The sequence below is a fragment of the Amphritea sp. GJ51-11 genome (genome assembly GCF_055808735.1).
This window is the reverse complement of the sequence record NZ_CM147881.1, coordinates 996,026-1,015,274: the sequence shown is the minus strand read 5'-3', so window position 1 is coordinate 1,015,274 and position 19,249 is coordinate 996,026. Positions and strand designations below refer to the sequence as shown.

Here is a 19,249-nt window from a genome sequence, read left to right as displayed (position 1 = left end):
ATCAGTGCTGATTCAAACTGACCCGCTTCCTATTTTTGAATCATCAACGCTCATCGAGATCCATTGGATGCCGTCCGCTAGCCCTGCCAGACACCTTTTGCCATATCCTTTGGAGATACAAACATCAACGCTGATATCACCTCTTATAGCGTCTCTTATACCGCCTCTTATAAAACAGACGATACCATCACAAAAACAGCTGTATGGCTTAATTAAAGCCGGATTCGGTCGCCTCATGCTGCTTTTCCAACAGTAAGCTCATCTCATGCGCGGGTAGTGGCCGGCTAAAATAGTAACCCTGTGCATAATCACACCCCATCTGTTTCAGCATCGCGGCCTGTTCCGGCTCCTCTATACCCTCGGCAATCACACTCAATCCAAGGTTAGTCGCCAAGGCGATAATCGATTTGGTAATCGCCTGATCATTCTGATCATTCACCAGCTCTTTAACAAAGGCACGGTCTATTTTTAAAGTGTCCGCAGGCAGATGCTTCAAATAACTCAAACTGGAATAACCGGTACCAAAGTCATCGATACTGATCGAAACGCCTAAGGTTCTCAGTTTGGCTAATACACTGATCGCCGCCTCAACATCCCCCATGATCATACTTTCAGTTATTTCAAAATCGATTTTCGAGCTATCGATTTTCTTATCAAACATAAAGAGTTCTATCTGTTGGCAAAAATCTTTCTGCTGGAACTGACGAACAGAGAGGTTGATGGCCATATTTTTTAACCAAGGGTAATATTCAGTCCAGGCTTTCATCTGTAGACAGGCTTCCTCGATAACCCACTCACCGATATCGATAATCAGCCCAGTCTCTTCCGCTAAGGGGATAAACTCCAGCGGTGAAACAATCCCCATCTCCGGATGCTGCCAGCGAATCAGCGCCTCCATGCCATAAACCTGCTGCGTATTCAGATTCACTTTTGGCTGGTAATAGAGGACAAATTGATTATCGTCGAGGGCTTTACGCAGCGCATCTTCTAGCTGTAATTTACGCAGCACCCGCTCTCGAATATCCTTGGTATGGAACTGGAAAGCATTCCGCCCAAGATCTTTCGATTGATACATTGCGGTATCAGCATTTTGGATTAAGATCTCGGCAACATCTGAATCTTCAGGACAAACACTAATCCCGATACTGCTGGTAATACTCAGATCATAACCATCGATGATATAGGGCTGTTTAATAATGAAGAGCAGCTTCTCGGCAATGTTTGACAGATCCAGCATATGCTCAAACTCGGAGACCACAACCACAAACTCGTCACCACCAAAGCGGGACACTACATCCTCCTCTCGCAGCTGAAAAGAGATGCGCTCACCGACCATTTTAAGCAGTTTATCGCCGACCGAGTGGCCCAAGGAATCATTAATAGTTTTAAACTGATCTAAATCGAGAAACAGCACCGCCGCTTTGCTGTTATTACGTTTAGCATCGGCAATAATCTGTTCTAAACGATCATTCAGTAAGCTACGATTGGGCAAGCCGGTTAAGTCATCGTGGGTGGCCATAAAGGCTAGACGATTGGTTTCCCGATCAAGGTCATCATTCATCATATCCAATGCTAGGGCTAATTCTGTTATTTCTGTACTGCCCCAATTTGAAACAGGTTCGGGCTTAAGCCCTATAGCAAACAACCGGGTGCGTAGCACCAACTGTTCAATCGGTTTAGAGATCACTTTACGCACAGCACCGTTAATCAGCACACTGATAGCAAGGGCCGTGAACACAAAAAAGAGCGCAGCGATATAAACCATTTTAACGAGGCTATCTAAAATAGTGCCGGTGGGGATTAAGTGGACATAGCTCCAGTTCATCGGCTGTAGAGAGACGCCGATGGCTTGATAGGATTTGCCCTGCACCATCACCTCACCCATCAACACCGCCTTATTTGGCAACGGTTTAGCTAAGATGGACAACAGTTCGGTTTCTTGAGAATCGATGGAAAACGTCTCAACACCATCCTCTAACTGTTTTTGCCAAGGTCCTGCCAAAATAAAACCGCCCTGGCTATCTCTTAAAATGTACTGCTCATCGTCATACATCTCACTCATGCCTTGAATAAGCTTGAATAAACGATTTAATTGTACATCTTGCCCGAGGGTGCCGACCCATTCCCCCTCGATATCTAAAGGATAAACGGCACTCACCATCCACGTACCTGGAACAGGATCGAAGAGCGGAGGCGTCCAGCGAATTTCTCGCTCGGGGTTACGCTCCGGCGAGGCTAAGGTCATCCATTCGGTAGAGGTATAATCGGTGTCCGGGGACATCAGATAAACAAAGTCAGGAAATGCTTGATCATAAATTAGTTCACCACGTTCATGATCTAGAAACCAAATATTACTGAAGGCTTTATCACTACTGGTGGCAACCCCAAAGGTTTCAAAAATATCAAACATTCTGCCGTAAAACAGCTTGGTCTCTGCAGTAACATGGTAATCAGGCGGTAAAAACAAACCCGCTTCGATGTCGCCATCATAGCTATCTTTCTTATTACGCCAAGCACCGTCTTCAGAGATAGCCATACGGGTATCGAATCGATCCGTATCTTTTGCACCGGTGTCGTCCAGTTGCCGATTGACCAACTGATTTAACTTTTTCAGGCTGGTAGTATAGATAGCTAAATCAGATTGAAAGTTATCGGCCGTCATCTGCATATATTCTTGATGTTGCGATAGCTCTTTATCGAGCAGCTCTGCTCTTGCCGTATAGTAAAACACTAACAATGCGGGCAGTAACACTGCCAATGAGCTCAAAATCACAATCCAGCTCATCTTTCTAGAAACATTCATCATTAGCGGGTCTCGAATTCGGCTTAAACTATCATTCTAGTCTAGTTTCGATACATTTTTAGCCTAGTAATCACCAATCTGGTACCACAAAACCTACTACCACTGTTGCATCATGAGAAAACACCCGTTTGAATTGATTCAGCACAGCTGACGGCACCTCGCTAACATTTCATTTATTGCAACACTGTGATTTACATATATCAATATACGCAAGATTACTTTTTCTATAGAGTAGCCCTATTAAATTTCAGTCGGGCTGTCTGTATAATGTCCGCCTGCCTGATTTTGAGCCTTGCCGGAAATGTTGTACCTGCTAGGTAAATGAACAGAATTTTCAGTCACCGCCCTCGGCTATGACTTAATTAACCGGAACTATCAGATATGTCTAATAACTACTTCAACACGCTAGCCACTGCGTGAGCAACTGGAACAACTGGGCAAATGCCGCTTCATGTCGATGGACGAGTTCAGCGATGGCGTTGACGCTCTGAAAGGCAAAAAAATGGTTGTTATCGGTTGTGGTGCTCAAGGCCTGAACCAGGGTCTGAACCTGCGCGACAGTGGCCTCGATGTTTCTTACGCTTTGCGTGAAGCAGCCATCGCTGAAAAGCGTCAGTCTTGGAAAAACGCGACTGAGAATGGTTTTGTTGTAGGTACTTATCAAGAACTGATCCCTACCGCTGATGTTGTGCTTAACCTGACACCTGATAAACAGCACACGCCGGTTGTTAACGCTATTATGCCTCTTATGAAAGAAGGCGCTTGCCTGTCTTACTCTCACGGTTTCAACATCGTTGAAGAAGGTATGAAAGTCCGTGAAGACCTGACCGTTATCATGGTTGCACCTAAGTGCCCTGGTTCTGAAGTACGTGCTGAATATGTACGTGGTTTCGGTGTACCGACGCTGATCGCTGTTCACGAAGATAACGATCCTAAAGGTGAAGGCTTAGCACTGGCTAAGGCTTATGCCGTTGGTACGGGTGGTCATAAAGCGGGCGTATTGATGTCCTCTTTCATCGCTGAAGTTAAGTCTGACCTGATGGGTGAACAGACTATCCTGTGCGGTATGCTGCAAACCGGTTCTCTACTGTGCTTCGACAAAATGGTTGAAGAAGGTATTGATGCCGGTTATGCCTCTAAGCTGATTCAGTACGGTTGGGAAACCATCACTGAAGCGCTGAAATACGGCGGCGTGACTAACATGCTAGACCGTCTTTCTAACCCAGCTAAAATCAAAGCATTTGATCTGGCTGAAGAGATGAAGCAGATCATGCGTCCGCTGTACAACAAGCATCAAGATGACATCATCGATGGCACCTTCTCTCGCACCATGATGGAAGACTGGGCTAATGATGATAAGAACCTGCTGGGCTGGCGTGCAGAAACCGCTGAAACAGCGTTCGAAAAAACCCCTGCTGGCGATGTCGAGATCTCCGAACAGGAATATTTCGATAACGGTATTCTGATGGTTGCTATGGTTAAAGCGGGTGTTGAACTGGCTTTTGAAACGATGACAGCTGCGGGCATCATCCCTGATTCTGCTTATTACGAATCACTGCACGAAACACCGTTGATCGCTAACACTATTGCCCGTAAGAAACTGTACGAGATGAACGCAACTATCTCTGATACAGCAGAATACGGCTGTTACCTGTACAACCACGCATGCTTGCCACTGCTGGCTGACTTCATGAAAGACATTAAAACCGATGTTATCGGTAAAGGTCTGGAACTGGACGACACTGGCGTCGACAACGCTCGCTTGATCGAAGTTAACGCTGCCCTGCGTTCACATCCTGTTGAAGCGATCGGTTCTGTTCTGCGTGGCCACATGGCTGACATGAAGAAGATCGTTTAATAACGACCTCACCTGTGATGAATAACAGGTAGATGAAGGCCAGGACTCACCTCCTGGCCTTTTTTTTAGCATTCAAAACAACCTAACACAGACTTCGGATCGCTATGAATATTCGCCTCGAAAACCTCACCGTCAACTTCGATGATCGCTTTCAGCTAGATGAGATCAACTGGCAACTGGATGATACCCAACACTGGGTGATTACCGGCACGAACGGCGCAGGTAAATCAGCATTAGCTGCTATTTTGGCGGGAGCTGGCGACATCGTTAGCGGTTCAATGAGCGGTGTTCCAGCGAAGGTAGGCTTAGTATCCTTTGAAGCACAGGCGGAACTGATTGAGCGGGAACGGAAAAAAGACGACGCTGATATTATGGATGTTATCGCCGAAGGTACTCCTGTGCATGAGATACTCCATGAGGGCGAGCGCAATCCAGCGCTGATTCAACAACTGGTCGCAATGTTCAAACTCGAATCCCTACTCGACCGTGCATTCCGTAAGTTATCCACCGGTGAATCCCGCAAAGTGATGCTGATTCGGGCGTTGGCCAGTGAGCCTGAGCTGTTGGTACTCGATGAGCCCTTCGACGGCCTCGACGCCCATACCCTAGAGATGCTGCAACAGTATCTGCTCGGTTTAGTCGAAACCGTACCGATGATCTTGGTGCTTAACCGCTTCGATGAGTTTCCCGATTTCATTACCCATATCGCCTATGTCGATCAGGGCCGCTTACAACACCAGATCAACCGGCATGATTCACAGGCCTATAACGAGCTATATCATCTGTTGCACCTGAAAACCACCGAACTTCAAGTGCCGCCCACTGACAGTGATACCGCCCTGCCACCGCTTGACCCAACCCAGCCCCTAGTGCGACTGAATAAGATTAATGTAACTTACGATGGTCACCGTATTATCGATTCACTCGACTGGACCATCGAGCCCAATCAACATTGGCAACTCAGCGGCCCTAACGGCAGTGGTAAAACCTGCCTGCTGTCACTCATTACCGGGGATCATCCGCAGTGTTATGTAAATGATATTTTTGTCTTCGGTTTTCAGCGTGGTAACGGCGAAAGCATTTGGCAGATAAAACAATTTATCGGCTATGTTTCTACCGCTTTGCAATGGGAATATAAAGTCGGTACCGGCCTGCGAAATGTCATTATTTCAGGCTTCTATGACAGCATTGGTCTATACACTAAAGCCACTGATCGACAGAAGCAGATCGCCGATCAATGGCTGGCACTATTAGGCATGACCGACCGGGCCGACACCCCGTTCAACAAACTATCCTACGGTGATCAGCGCCTGTTACTCATCGCCCGTGCGATGGTCAAGCATCCCCCTCTTGATTCTCGACGAACCCTGCCTAGGCCTAGATGATATGAACCGCCAGCTGGTATTAGCACTGATCGAGAAGATCTGCGCCGGTAGCGAAACCGCCGTGCTCTATGTGAACCATCACGCTGAAGACAAAATCAAAGGCATCGATCACTATTTAGCATTGGAAAAACGCGAGCCTGAAAATAGCTAATAGCTTTGCACTATACTGATAAGTAGATAAAAAAAGCCCGGCATAACAGCCGGGCTTTTTTCTTTGTTGATGAACGGGACAGTAACGCGATCAAATGCCCGAAGGGGGAGGCAAATAATGCTCAGCCACAGTGACCGTAGTTTAGCTTCAAAAGGTGATACGCATTCCTACCAGATAACCCGGATCGGTATTATCGGCATCATTATCACCAACCTCACCGAAAAGACTGACGCCTTTCTGTTCAGGGAACTTATAAGTCGCATTGGCATACCAGCCAGTCACGTTATCTCCAGCATCTTCGTCACGGCTCTGAATACCTAACGCAACCGTCGTAGTCTTTGCAACCGGGAAGGCGGCGACCAAATTGTAAACCTCTGCGGTATCTTCCATAGACCCGTAGTCAGCACCAAACGTTGCAAAGCCGGCATCAAAAGTCACACCTACACCCCAGGTCGAAACTGAGTCAGAGCCGGTTTCTTGATAGTTCTGATACGCAGCCATCAACCCCAGATTACCCACCTCGGTAGAGACAAATAGATCAGCGGATTTAGTGCCATCACTATCCCCATTACCTTCTGCTTTAAGGTCAGTAGAAACTGACACAAAGACGCTATCAAACTGAGCATCAACACGGATAACATCATCACCGGCATCATCGTTCAGATCAAAAATGTCGTCTTCAACAACCGTTTCATACGCTTTTTCAACACTAAACTCATCCGAAGAGTAATTCTGCTTACCAACGCGCAGGGCAACATTGTCAAACTTAAGACCTAGATACGCCTCCTCCAGTTTACCGCCATCCTGAGAATCACTACTCTGATCATTAGCACGCTTATCGAAGCTGTAATCTAGTTGTGCAAACGCACTCATCCCTTCATTAAGGCTATAGGTCACCCGATTTTTCAGTTCCAGATCGTCAAACTCAAGATCTTGATCCTGGTTATCACCTATCTTCTGTCGCAGCTGAACCTGCAGGTCGCCTTTAAGAACATATGTCAGGCCATTGTCTTCATAGACTGTCGCCGCCTGAACGGAACCAACCAAAGTCGCCGCAGCGATAGCGGTAGCTAAAACAACTTTCTTCATCATCAATCTCCACTTTAGTGAATGTATTTCTTTTTATAGTTTTTCAGGGTTTCTCCTGCAGGACAGGATGGGCCCCTGTTATTCCCAGGTGCTCGATCTCAGGCACAGCAGTGCCCGCCCCTGACGAGAGGTCAGGGAATATCAATCCGGTAAAAATATGGTTTAGAGGTCTTGGCTGGTCAGCCTTTTCCTTCAGTTGCAGCGACGTCCGGCCCTTTGTCTTTCCGGCGGCCGAACAAGAATTCCAGTGCCGGAGGTAAACACAGTACGGTAATAGCCGTCAGAACGATGCCAAACGTCAATGGCCGTTCCCACAGAAAGGCAAAGCTTCCATCTGAGATAACGAGTGCACGGCTCAGGTTAGACTCCATCATTCCGCCGAGGATAAAACCAAGCAGCATTGGAGCCATAGGGAATTGCAGTAGTTTAAGAAAGATCGCAATGACCGTAATAATCACCATCATCTGAATATCAAAAGTATTGAAACTAACCAGATACACACCGGTTATTGAAAAGAACAAGATCATCGGAATCAGAATTGATCGCGGAATCAACAATAGCTTAGAGATATATGGAATCAGCGGTAGATTAAGAATCAGTAGTACCAAGTTGCCAAAATACATTGAGATAATTACCGACCAGAAAACATCCGGATTATCGATAAACAAACGCGGCCCAGGCTGAATGCCTGCGGCAATCAAAGCACCCAGCATAATAGCGGTAGTACCAGAACCTGGTATACCCAGCGTTAGCAGTGGCACGAAAGAGCCAGTAGAAGCAGCATTATTGGCAGATTCCGGCGCAGCCAGACCACGCAGGGAGCCCTTGCCAAATTTCAGTTTCTCTTTAGCTGAGGCTATATTTCGCTCCAGACCATAGGCCAAAAAAGAAGCGATAGTCGCACCGGCCCCCGGTAGCACACCAATGAAAAAACCAAATATTGATGAACGAGCTATCGTAGGCGCAACTTCTTTCACCTCCTCCTTGCTCAGCTTCATGCTACCGAGCTTACTCATATCAACCTGTTTTTCGTCTTCCTTATGCTGGCCATTCAGAACCGTCATTATCACTTCAGTCAATGCAAAGGTGGCCATTGCCAGCAGCAGGAAACTGACACCGTCTATCAGATCAATATTGCCGAAGGTAAAGCGGGTCGCACCAGACGTTGTATCGGTACCAACAGTCGCAATCATCAGACCGAACACTGTCATCATCAGCGCTTTAATCACCTGCCCTTTACCCGAGAATGCAGCCACCGCTGTCAGCCCCAGAATCATAAGAGCAAAATAATCGGTAGATTGAAAACTCAACGACACAGAAGCCAAAGTCGGAGCAGCAACGAGTAAAGCCAAAGCTCCGACAGTTCCCCCGGTAAACGAAGAATAAGCAGCCAATGCCAGTGCCTTACCGGCCTGATTTTTCTGCGCCAGTGGATAGCCATCAAAAGCGGTGACTACAGTGGCAGCACAGCCAGGAGCATTGATTAAAATGGATGAAGTGGAGGCACCAAAAACTGCGCCATAATAGACACCCGCCATCAGGATAATACTTGATGAAGGATCAAGGCCATAGGTGATTGGTATCATCAGAGCTACGGCAGAAATTGGGCCAAGGCCCGGCAACATGCCGATAAAGGTTCCGGCAAAGCAGCCAACTACAACCATCATCAGGTTAAAGGGCATCACAGCAGTTGATAGGCCGATAATAATTCCGTCTAACATATGTTTATCCTCCGAACAGTTGAGTTAACAGCTTGCCGGGTGCCAGATAGATATCCAGCAACTGCGACAGGGCAAACCAGATACCCACAGCAAAAGGCACCGAAGCCAGAAGCAGCATCTTCGGTCGACGCTCTCCCAGTAACCAGAAACCCGACATCAGAAAGAATATGGTGGCCAGCATAAATCCAACCCACTCCAGCGCAAGGGCAAAGACCACCACCAGCAGCAGTAATTTGGCGACTAACAGAAAGTCATAACCTTGTAGACTGAGCTTATGCTCTACACCTTTGGCAGCGGTAAATAATAATCCAAGTGATAAAATTCCGCCGAGAGTCGCAAGCGCGTAAGGCAGTGTTTGCGCATGGAAGGGTTCAAACTCGTCGCCGGGTAACAACGCTATATCTCCGGCGTAATAACCGTAAACAACCGACAGGCAGAGAAACACCAACCCACCAATATGGTCTTTAGTAATAATCATAGGATGCTCCCGGACGGTGGAATATTCCGTCCTTTCAATCTAGAAAGCTCCGGGCCTGTAGCAAAGGCAAAGGACTGAGGCACAGGCCCGAAGAAAAGCTTTGAAACTTCAGTTAAATAACAGAGACTGACCGGATCACCATTTATAAATATCCGGGCAGATATAAGATAAGTTATTTTAAAAAGCCTAATTCCCGCATCAAACCACCCACTTCCTGTTCCTGTTGTTCAAGGAAGGTGAGGAACTCTGTATCCGGCTTGAAAATTTCAACCCAGCCATTTCGCGCTCGAACATTTTCCCATTCGTCGGTCTGATACATTTCCCCCAATACTTTAACGAACTCAGCCTTCTGACTTTCGGAGGTACCTGGAGCCGCAAAGAATCCTCGCCAGTTAACAAAAACTGAGTCATATCCCAGTTCTTTCAGAGTCGGCACTTCAGGCGCAGCAGCATTACGCTCATCACCAGTCATTACCAGGATCCTAACTTCACCGGCTTCGGCCAACGTCAGAGCTTCACTGAACCCCGTAGACAAAATAGAAGTTTCACCGGAAAGCAGACCTGCCATCGCTTCAGCACCACCATCATAGCCAACATAACGAACCTGGCGGACATCAGCCCCTGTCGCTTTAAAAGCCATTGCAGCAACCAAATGGTCCATGCTGCCCCGAACGGAGCCACCACCAACTTTTATGCTTCGGGGGTTCTCTCTAAAGTTAGCAACCACCTCTTCGAAGTTTGTAAAAGGAGAATCTTTCTTTACGACAAAAGCACCGAAGTCACCGATAGTTGCTGCTATAGGTGTCAGATCACGGAAAGACTGTGGAAAGACTTTTGACAGGGAACGGATCACGATCGGCGTTGAGTTAACCATCAGCGTGTCCGTTTTCTGGCCTGCGGTTTCGATCAGATGAGCAATAGCTTTACCACCGCCACCACCGGACATATTCTGATATGAGACTGTATCAACCAGACCTGATTTACCCAAAGCTTCACCTGTCCCTCGGGCAGTGGAATCCCAGCCGCCACCAGCGCCACCAGGAATCAAAAAGTGTACCGACTCAAGAGCCGAAACACTAAAAGAGGCCCCCGCGGTGAGACAGGTTGTCAGTGCGGCAGATATCAGCGATTTTTTACTTATAGATTTACAGAACATCCGGTAATTCCTAGTTTTATTTTTGTGATGTCTGCAAGGTAGATGTTGAGCATTACGAAATGAAGCTTATGAATTTAAAGGCTTTTTAAAACATAAAATTCATTTAGTTCATATTGTTTACGGGCCTTATGCCGTTCTATTGCTTAATATCTAATCAGTAGCTAAATAAACTGCAACAGAGCATATGGGACTGTATATGAAGGAGCACCGAATGAAACTTAAACAACGGATGATCCTGATTCTGGGTGTCATGGCGCTGGTACAGACAGGTTTTATCGGTTTATTTGCCCTACAGTACCTGCAGCACTCCATGGATGAGCAGATTGGTCAGCGCGCTCTGCTTATAGCTAAAACGGTGGCGGCCATGCCGGAAATTGCCTCGGCAGTCGAACGTAGAGACAGCGTCTATCTACAACCAATGGGGAAATTTTTAGCCTTGAAAACGCAGGCTAATTTTGTCGTCTTTGGTGACTACAATGCGATACGATTGTCTCATCCCAATCCGAAGTGGGTAGGCCTGTCACTCGCAGATGATGACAATGACGATAATTCCATCCCCCTGCGGGAGGGCCGCTCATATATTTCCAAAGCCCTGGGTCATACCGGCTGGTCTATGCGGGGCAAAGTACCTGTTTATTCACCCACTGATGAAAACAAAATTGTCGGGCTGGTTTCAGTCGGATATAGCCTGGATCGTGTCTCCTCCATCATTAATCGCTACCGCACAACGCTGATTGTGGTCATCATTCTTTCATTTGCGCTTAGCGCTACGATCGCTGTCTGGTTTGCTAACCATTTTAAGAAAGCGATCTTCGGTCTCGAGCCGGAACAGATCGCCCGACTGTTTGATGAGCAGCGCGCCACACTCGAATCTGTACGTGAAGGCATTATCGCCATCAACAGCAACTGCGAGATCACAACCATCAATCAGACAGCGATTGAAACCTTGGGCCTGCCAAAAGAGACCAATCTGATCGGCCGAAGAGTTGATGAAGTGCTATCTGACAGCTCAATGCTGGAAGTCCTGCAAAGCGGTGAACCACAGTATGACAGAGAGGTCTGGCGCGGTAGTTTATGTATTATTGCTAACCGCTTACCCCTGAAGCAAGGCGATAAAATTACCGGTGCGGTCTCCAGCTTTCGGCGCAAAGATGAACTGGATATGGTGAGCCAGAAGCTAACCCGAATCCAACAATATGCCGATACCCTGCGTAGCCAATCGCATGAATATTCCAATAAGCTACATACGATCTCTGGCCTGATACAGATCGGTGCGACTGATGAAGCACTCAATCTGATCGGTCAGGAATCTGCCAGTCATCAGGAACTGATCCATCTGTTAATGCACGCAGCACCCGATCCTGTGCTGGCCGGTTGCCTGTTAGGAAAATATAACCGGGCTCGAGAATTGGGGCTGAAACTGGTGATTGATCCTGAAAGCCAAATGAAGCAGTTACCCGATCACCTGCCCCGGGAGCAGTTAGTTACGATATTGGGAAACCTGATCGATAACGCGCTGGAAGCTACGCTGCAGACATATGGTAGTGAGGGTAAAGTTCAGCTATCGATGACCGATCTGGGTAACGACCTGATCTTTGAAATAGAAGATCAGGGGCCCGGAATATCCGAGCAACAGCAGCAGTATATTTTTAAAAAAGGCTACAGCAGCAAGAACCGGGAAGGCCACGGTTACGGTCTGCACCTGGTACAGAGTCTGCTGCATAAGCTCGGTGGCACTATCACTATTGAAACGACAACTACCGGAAGCAGCCGCTTCATTGTTTACATTCCTAAAAATAAAAATACACCAGGCTAGAGTCAGATGATTAAAGTTGTAATTGCAGAAGATGACCCACAAATAGCTGAGATCCAGCGCCGTTTTCTGAAACGAATCGACGGTTTTGAACTAATAGGTATCGCCCATGGTTTAGAGGAAGCTGAGGATCTTATTGAGATTTTGCAACCACAGTTACTACTACTGGACATCATGTTTCCCACTGGTACCGGACTCGAATTACTACGTAAAATACGTGCTGGTAACAGCAAAGTTGATGTCATAATGATCACTGCGGCCAAAGAGGTTGAAACCCTGCGCGAAGCCCTTTACGCTGGCGTTTTCGATTATATTCTTAAGCCACTGGTATTCGAACGACTGCAGGAAACCCTGACCAACTACCAACAACATCTGACTAAGTTTGAGACGCTCCAATCGCTTGATCAGAATGGAGTAGACGATGTTTTACCCCGAAGCAGCACATCAATTGAAACTATCTCGGAACCGGAAGCCCGTTTACCTAAAGGTATCGATGGCATTACCCTAGAAAAGATCAGAAACATATTCGCCCAGAGTGATAATTCACTGAACGCTGAAGAAACCGGTGAACTGATCGGTGCCAGCCGTACCACTGCCCGTCGCTATCTGGAATATATGGTCAGTTGTTCTGAACTCTCTACTGAAGTCAGCTACGGTTCTGTCGGCAGGCCTGAAAGACGGTATCAAAGAAAGTAGTTAGTGGTTAGAACGCCGCTGCGCGACTTGCTAGTAGCTTGAAAAAGAACGTAGGTTGAGGTGGGGTAAGAACCCCAACAAGACTTATCGTTGCCATGTGATCGCAATAATCAACGCCTAAAAAACCTCGGTCAGAAAAGCGCCCATAAAAGTTAATGTTAGTCGGGTATACTGAATCTCAAATCATTTTCAGGAAAAGTAGCGTTGATTGTACGGCTGTTTAGACGACTAGTTGGGCCCCTATTAGACAAACTCCTTTTCGGGGCCACACTACTGCTGGCGTTGCAAGTGCCGCAGTTAGCTGATCATTATCAACAGTTTCTTGCCGGCCTCTATGAATCAACCCATTGGCAGATTGAAGGCTATAATCGTACCGCAAAAGATTTTGGTTATACTGATGCCAGCGCCATGATTCAGCATCACCGGCAAAACAGTGTCCCAAGTGTGCGTGCCGATGCAAAACAAAAACTCGCTACGCTAGCACAATTTGAACAGCTGCAGCAGGGTGTGGCCCTATTTGCCAATGGCAATTTGATCAGTAAAACGCTCTATATGATTGCCCCTTCACGCTATCACTACCTCGAAATAACCCTCAATAACTTTACCCCTGGGATTCCTCTGAGTACCGAAGGGATAGCCTTTGGGCTAATCGCCGGTCTATTATTGAATCTGCTCATCACCGCTCCCTTTAGCGTTGTCTACCGGCGAATATTACCGCGATACAAATCGCAGCTGGGCGTTAAGCCAATCGCTAAACCGCGTATCAAAGCTAACCTTAAAGCCGATACCGGTAGTAAAAAAACCAGCACTACCCATAAGCCCTGTTCCGATCATTGATCTATCTGGGAAAAATATTTAACATATTAATAATTCTAGGAGATTCTAATGAGTATAAAACTGTCCGTTGTTGATCAGTCACCCGTGCACGGCTCCCATGCCGCCATCGACGCCCCGCGTCTTACCATCGAATTAGCACAACTGTGCGATCAACTCGGCTATTACCGTTACTGGGTCGCCGAACACCATGACAGTATCCATTTTGCCAATCCTTGCCCGGAAATCATGGTTGCGGCGATCGCCAGTGTGACTAAAAACATCCGTGTCGGTAGCGGCGGTGTAATGCTTAGCCATTACAGCCCACTGAAAGTCGCTGAAAGCTTTAAAATGATGGCTACACTGTTTCCCGAACGAATCGACCTAGGTATTGGCCGTGCCCCCGGTGGTACCGGCCTCACCTCACAAGCACTGGCTTACCCCCATCAGGCGCAACATGGCGATTTGTATGCCAATCAAGCACAACTGCTCAAAGGCTTTATCGAAGGAAACCTGCCAGACAATAACCCGTTCAGCGCAATAAAAGTATTGCCTGACAGCAGCCCACAACCGGAACTCTGGATGCTCGGTTCTAGCGGAGGCAGTGCAGGGTTGGCGGGACATTTAGGCTACAACATTGCGCTGGCGCGTTTTATCGACCCCGATAACTGTCACCCATCTATTTTCCAGGAATACCTGCAACAGTGGCAACAGGCCGGACATCCGCAAACACCGAATAAAATGCTAGCTATCGCCTGTATCTGTGCTGCCACAGAGGAGGAGGCTAAACTCCGAGCAGGTACCGCGGTGTACCGCAAACTCGCGGCACAACTAGGGCTACGTGAAGCCTTTCTAACCCCGTCAGAAGTTCAGGATCGCTACCGGACATTCTCTGCTAGCCACCAGGCGCAATATGATCATATTCTCAATGGTTATACTGTCGGTACCCCTGAACAATGTGGCGAGGAGATCACTCAGTTAGCCCAAGCCTTCGATTGTGATGAAATTGCAACGGTAGCTGTCACCCATAGCCAAGCCGACCGACTCGATAGCTACACACAGTTAATAACTGGCTTTTAAATCGGTTTAACAAACGATAGGTCGATGGATGCTTTATTTACATCCATCGACGCTAATACCGCACCCTAATCCAGCGCGTAGCGCTACCCCTCGCAAAAACGCCCCCATGCCGCTACAGCCCGCGCATCAAGCACGTCATCAGCCCGCCGCCTTTACCCAAAATGGGTAAACATTGCGTCAAATCAATTGTAAATATCACCTTCTTTTGACACTATGCTTCAGCAGGCTGGGTAACACAAAACAGTTAATACTCCGATTCAGCTCCCCCGGCTATGACTTGGATATTTTTAGTTTCCCAGCCTGCAACATCACCTCTTAACACTTCCCTCCGTTAGCCGTCATAATCAAAAAATTGAATTAAAAACAGCATTGTCACACCCAATTTGCGGTTACTCTCAGCGTTTATCTATTGCCACTCTCGCCCTTTTGCTAGACTTACCCGATGAAAAGACACTACCTGCCCATCTTTATATTTATCCCACTATTGGGACTATCCTATTATTTCGGTTACACGCCATTACTGCTGCCAGCACTGTTTATCAGTATCAGCCTGCTGACTCTGGCGATCTATTACAAAGACAAATCAGCGGCGGTAAAGGGTGCTTGGCGCACCCCGGAAAGCCGACTGCATCTGTTAGCACTTCTGGGCGGTTGGCCAGGTGCGATTATCGCCCAGCAAACCCTGCGGCATAAAACCCAAAAGAAAAGCTTTCGAGTCACCTTTTGGTTTACCCTGCTGCTGAATATCTCAGCCTTTAGCTGGCTTCACTCAGCCACTGGCACCGACTGGTTACATGCGAAAATATTCAAACTAGACAGTTATATTGCTTACTCTGATATGCCATATACGACGAGGCAATACATACGTTATTTCACCCACTTCCGTATAAAACGCCCGCTTCGCTATCGTTAGCTCAATGCTTAGTTTCTAGCAGTCTATGCATAGCCGAGCAGATAGAGCAAAGTGGCCATCAACGGGACACTTTGCATCAGCCATCTATTGACCGTAATACCGCCCACCGAAATGCTTTGTAGCGAACTCTCTATAATCCAGACAAAAAAACGGGGCGTATAGCCCCGTTTTCGTGTTAGATGCACCTACATATTAGGATAATTCGGCCCACCGCCACCTTCCGGTGTCACCCAGGTAATATTCTGGGCAGGGTCTTTGATATCACAAGTTTTACAGTGAACACAGTTCTGACTGTTAATCTGGAATACCTTTTCACCCGCAGCATCATCCAATATTTCATAGACCCCCGCAGGGCAATAACGCTGTGCCGGTTCATCGAACTTAGGCAGGTTTTGCATCAGCGGAATGCTACTATCTTTTAATTTGAGGTGGCAGGGCTGATTTTCCTCATGATTGGTATTCGACAAAAATACCGACGAAGGCTTATCAAAGCTCAACACACCATCCGGCTTAGGATAGTTGATGGTTGCACATTCTGAGGCCAGTTTCATCTGTGCATAATCTTCATGATTATCACGCAGTGTAAACGGCAAACCGAACAGGTTCTGGTCAATAAAGTTAACCGCACCACCGATAAAGGTGCCGTATTTATGCAGCGCAGGGCCGAAGTTACGGGTGCGATACAACTCTTCATAAACCCATGAGTTTTTGAAGTTATCGCCGTAGGCGGTTAGATCTTTACCGCCCTCATCGCCACTGGTTAACGCAGCAAAAATCGTTTCAGCCGCGATCATGCCGGTTTTCATAGCAGTATGCGTGCCTTTGATTTTGGCAAAGTTCAGCGTGCCCGCATCACAGCCCAGCAACAACCCACCCGGCATGCTCATCTTAGGCAATGCATTAAAGCCGCCTTTGGTGATTGCACGGGCGCCGTAAGAGACCCGCTTACCCCCTTCCAAGTATTGAGCAATTAATGGATGGTGTTTCGAGCGCTGGAACTCATCAAACGGGCTCAGATGTGGATTTGAATAGTTCAAATCGGTAATCAACCCCAGCATAACCTGACAATCTTCCGCATGATAAAGGAAGAATCCACCGCTAGCATTCGCTTCAGACAGTGGCCAACCCGCACCGTGCAACACCAGACCGGGCTGATGTTTATCGGCAGGGACATCCCACAACTCTTTGATACCGATACCGTAATGCTGAGCATCGGCGTCTTTATCGAGTTCGAACTTAGCTAACAGTTCTTTTCCTAGATGACCACGACAACCTTCGGAGAAAATCGTGTACTTGGCCAACAGATCCATACCCGGCATATAGGTATCTTTCTGTTCACCTTTTTCATCCAAGCCCATATCACCCGTACCGATACCAGCCACCTGACCATCATCGCCATAGATAATATGAGACGCGGCAAACCCTGGGAATATCTCAACCCCCAGCTGTTCTGCTTGCTCACCTAACCAACGGCTTAGATTAGCTACGCTGGCAATATAGTTGCCGTGGTTATGCATGGTTTTTGGCACGACGAGATTAGGCAGTTTAATCGCCTTTTCGCCACTGGTCATCAGATAGACCTGATCTTCGGTGACCTCGGTTTTCAGCGGCGCACCCTGCTCTTTCCAGTCAGGGAACAACTCATCCAAGGCGCGCGACTCAATCACCGCACCCGATAGAATATGTCCACCGACTTCAGCGCTTTTTTCAACCACGCAGACCATCAACTCTTGGCCGGCCTCATTCGCCTGTTGCATCAGGCGACAGGCGGTCGACAATCCGGCCGGTCCGGCACCGACGATGACGACGTCAAACTCCATCGATTCTCTTTGCATTATTCTTATCCTCGATTACCGGTATTAAAACAGCTCTTCATCCAGTGCCATAATACTCTCACCACCGGCAATAACAGAAGCGAGAAGGGACTGGGTGCGGGGCATCATGTGTTCACAGTAGAACCGCGCACTGATCAGTTTGGCTTGTAAGAACTTAGGATCACCTTCGCCAGCCGCTAGTTTAGCTTGTGCCTGTACTGCGCTCTTCGCCATCAACCAACCACCGCAAAGGAAACCAAACAACATCATAAAATTAACACAAGCACTCGCCGATGCGTTTCTATCCGCTTTAGTATCCAGTAACCACTGACGGGCCGCAATACCATTATCAAGTGAGGTGCGACATTGCTGCGCTGCCAGTGTAAAGTCACCGCCTAGGGCTTCAAAGGCACTGATATCAGCGGCCATTTCATCCAAGAGTGACTGCAGTGATTCACCACCATTCATCAGCGTTTTACGGCCAACCAAGTCAAGTGCTTGAACCCCTGTAGTACCTTCATAAATAGGCAGAATACGGGCATCGCGATAATACTGCGCGGCACCGGTTTCTTCGATAAAGCCCATGCCACCGTGGATCTGGATACCCAGCGAGGTTAATTCTTGAGCAAATTCGGTCACCCAACCTTTAACGATTGGGGTCAATAGTTCCTGACGAGCCGTATTTTTCCGATCGGCTTCAGCCGCAGCCACAAGACAGAGCGCGCGCATCGCTTCAGTACCGGATTTCATCTGCATCAGCATCCGACGAACATCGGCAAAACGGATAATCGGATAACGACTTCCATCTTTTTTAGTGCCCTGAATACGGTCTTTAGCGAATTGCACGGCTAGCTGATAAGCGGCTTCAGATACACCTAAACCCTGCAAACCAACCCCCTGACGGGCATGGTTCATCATGGTGAACATATAAGCGAGGCCGTTATGTTCTTCACCCACCAGATAACCCACTGCACCACCATTATCGCCGAAGCTCATGACGCAGGTAGGGCTACCGTGGATACCCATTTTGTGTTCCAGCGACACCGCGTAAACATCGTTACGATCAGCCGGGTTACCGTTTCCATCCAACAGGAATTTAGGCACGATAAACAACGAGATACCCTTCACACCAGCCGGAGCACCCGGCAGACGAGCTAGCACCAGATGGATAACATTATCTGTCATCTGATGATCGCCCCAAGTGATAAAGATCTTCTGGCCGGTAATCAGATAATGGTCGCCATTAGGCACCGCTTTAGTGCTAACAGCGGCCAGATCAGTACCCGCACCCGCTTCGGTCAGGTTCATAGTGCCGGTCCATTCACCGCTCACCAGTTTTGGCAGAAAATTTTCTTTCAGTTCATCACTACCGTGATGACTTATGGATTCAATAGCCCCCTGACTTAACAGCGGGCAAAGGGCAAACGACAGGTTAGACGTTTGCCACACTTCATTGACGGCAGTGCCCAAAACATTGGG

The 19,249-nt window shown here is 47.7% G+C and carries 12 protein-coding genes and 2 pseudogenes; 7 read left to right on the top strand and 7 right to left on the bottom strand.

Going from position 1 to position 19,249, the window contains the following annotated elements:
• Positions 1–208: 208 nt before the first annotated feature.
• A complete protein-coding gene (locus AC0L4K_RS04395; protein ID WP_417226137.1) occupies positions 209–2,767 on the bottom strand; it encodes an EAL domain-containing protein in 2,559 nt (852 codons plus the stop codon).
• Positions 2,768–3,184: 417 nt separating this feature from the next.
• On the opposite strand from AC0L4K_RS04395, the pseudogene ilvC reads away from it, so the two are divergent.
• Positions 3,185–4,661 (top strand): annotated as a pseudogene (gene ilvC / locus AC0L4K_RS04390) (ketol-acid reductoisomerase).
• 104 nt (positions 4,662–4,765) lie between these two features.
• Positions 4,766–6,197, top strand: a pseudogene (modF, locus tag AC0L4K_RS04385) (molybdate ABC transporter ATP-binding protein ModF).
• Positions 6,198–6,344: 147 nt separating this feature from the next.
• Here modF and AC0L4K_RS04380 read toward each other — a convergent pair.
• From AC0L4K_RS04380 to AC0L4K_RS04365, 4 genes are all read right to left on the bottom strand, one after another.
• Positions 6,345–7,289, bottom strand: a complete 945-nt coding sequence (locus AC0L4K_RS04380) for a porin (protein WP_473268343.1) — start codon at positions 7,287–7,289, stop codon at positions 6,345–6,347.
• Between the two features lie 176 nt (positions 7,290–7,465).
• The gene (locus AC0L4K_RS04375; protein WP_473268342.1) at positions 7,466–9,007 is read right to left on the bottom strand and encodes a tripartite tricarboxylate transporter permease; all 1,542 of its coding nucleotides are present in this window, start codon (positions 9,005–9,007) and stop codon (positions 7,466–7,468) included.
• Between the two features lie 4 nt (positions 9,008–9,011).
• Positions 9,012–9,485, bottom strand: coding sequence for a tripartite tricarboxylate transporter TctB family protein (locus AC0L4K_RS04370; protein ID WP_473268341.1), 474 nt, complete (start codon positions 9,483–9,485; stop codon positions 9,012–9,014).
• Positions 9,486–9,657: 172 nt separating this feature from the next.
• Entirely contained in the window at positions 9,658–10,641 is a 984-nt protein-coding gene (locus AC0L4K_RS04365) for a tripartite tricarboxylate transporter substrate binding protein (protein WP_473268340.1), read from the bottom strand.
• 211 nt (positions 10,642–10,852) lie between these two features.
• Here AC0L4K_RS04365 and AC0L4K_RS04360 point away from each other — a divergent pair, with 211 nt between their 5' ends.
• The 5 genes from AC0L4K_RS04360 to AC0L4K_RS04340 all read left to right on the top strand — a co-directional run bounded on the left by AC0L4K_RS04360 (position 10,853) and on the right by AC0L4K_RS04340 (position 15,956).
• A complete protein-coding gene (locus AC0L4K_RS04360) occupies positions 10,853–12,457 on the top strand; it encodes an ATP-binding protein (protein ID WP_473268339.1) in 1,605 nt (534 codons plus the stop codon).
• 6 nt (positions 12,458–12,463) lie between these two features.
• Complete coding sequence (locus AC0L4K_RS04355; RefSeq protein WP_417226152.1) at positions 12,464–13,150, top strand: response regulator; 687 nt, start codon at positions 12,464–12,466, stop codon at positions 13,148–13,150.
• A 204-nt stretch (positions 13,151–13,354) separates the two neighbouring features.
• Complete coding sequence (locus AC0L4K_RS04350; protein ID WP_473268338.1) at positions 13,355–13,987, top strand: DUF2937 family protein; 633 nt, start codon at positions 13,355–13,357, stop codon at positions 13,985–13,987.
• A 48-nt stretch (positions 13,988–14,035) separates the two neighbouring features.
• On the top strand, positions 14,036–15,043 hold the full coding sequence (locus AC0L4K_RS04345; protein ID WP_417226156.1) for an MsnO8 family LLM class oxidoreductase: 1,008 nt from the start codon (positions 14,036–14,038) through the stop codon (positions 15,041–15,043).
• 442 nt (positions 15,044–15,485) lie between these two features.
• The gene (locus AC0L4K_RS04340; RefSeq protein WP_473268337.1) at positions 15,486–15,956 is read left to right on the top strand and encodes a DUF1294 domain-containing protein; all 471 of its coding nucleotides are present in this window, start codon (positions 15,486–15,488) and stop codon (positions 15,954–15,956) included.
• 185 nt (positions 15,957–16,141) lie between these two features.
• On the opposite strand, the gene AC0L4K_RS04335 is transcribed toward AC0L4K_RS04340, so the two are convergent.
• Together AC0L4K_RS04335 and AC0L4K_RS04330 are read right to left on the bottom strand one after the other, a co-directional pair.
• Entirely contained in the window at positions 16,142–17,791 is a 1,650-nt protein-coding gene (locus AC0L4K_RS04335; RefSeq protein WP_417226170.1) for an electron transfer flavoprotein-ubiquinone oxidoreductase, read from the bottom strand.
• Positions 17,792–17,815: 24 nt separating this feature from the next.
• A complete protein-coding gene (locus AC0L4K_RS04330; protein ID WP_473268336.1) occupies positions 17,816–19,240 on the bottom strand; it encodes an acyl-CoA dehydrogenase in 1,425 nt (474 codons plus the stop codon).
• Positions 19,241–19,249 lie beyond the last annotated feature (9 nt).

Coding starts and splice junctions, on each gene's coding strand:
- AC0L4K_RS04380 (WP_473268343.1), bottom strand. CDS start 7,289: ATGATGAAGAAAGTTGTTTTAGCTACCGCTATCGCTGCGGCGACTTTG.
- AC0L4K_RS04375 (WP_473268342.1), bottom strand. CDS start 9,007: ATGTTAGACGGAATTATTATCGGCCTATCAACTGCTGTGATGCCCTTT.
- AC0L4K_RS04370 (WP_473268341.1), bottom strand. CDS start 9,485: ATGATTATTACTAAAGACCATATTGGTGGGTTGGTGTTTCTCTGCCTG.
- AC0L4K_RS04365 (WP_473268340.1), bottom strand. CDS start 10,641: ATGTTCTGTAAATCTATAAGTAAAAAATCGCTGATATCTGCCGCACTG.
- AC0L4K_RS04360 (WP_473268339.1), top strand. CDS start 10,853: ATGAAACTTAAACAACGGATGATCCTGATTCTGGGTGTCATGGCGCTG.
- AC0L4K_RS04355 (WP_417226152.1), top strand. CDS start 12,464: ATGATTAAAGTTGTAATTGCAGAAGATGACCCACAAATAGCTGAGATC.
- AC0L4K_RS04345 (WP_417226156.1), top strand. CDS start 14,036: ATGAGTATAAAACTGTCCGTTGTTGATCAGTCACCCGTGCACGGCTCC.
- AC0L4K_RS04340 (WP_473268337.1), top strand. CDS start 15,486: ATGAAAAGACACTACCTGCCCATCTTTATATTTATCCCACTATTGGGA.
- AC0L4K_RS04335 (WP_417226170.1), bottom strand. CDS start 17,791: ATGCAAAGAGAATCGATGGAGTTTGACGTCGTCATCGTCGGTGCCGGA.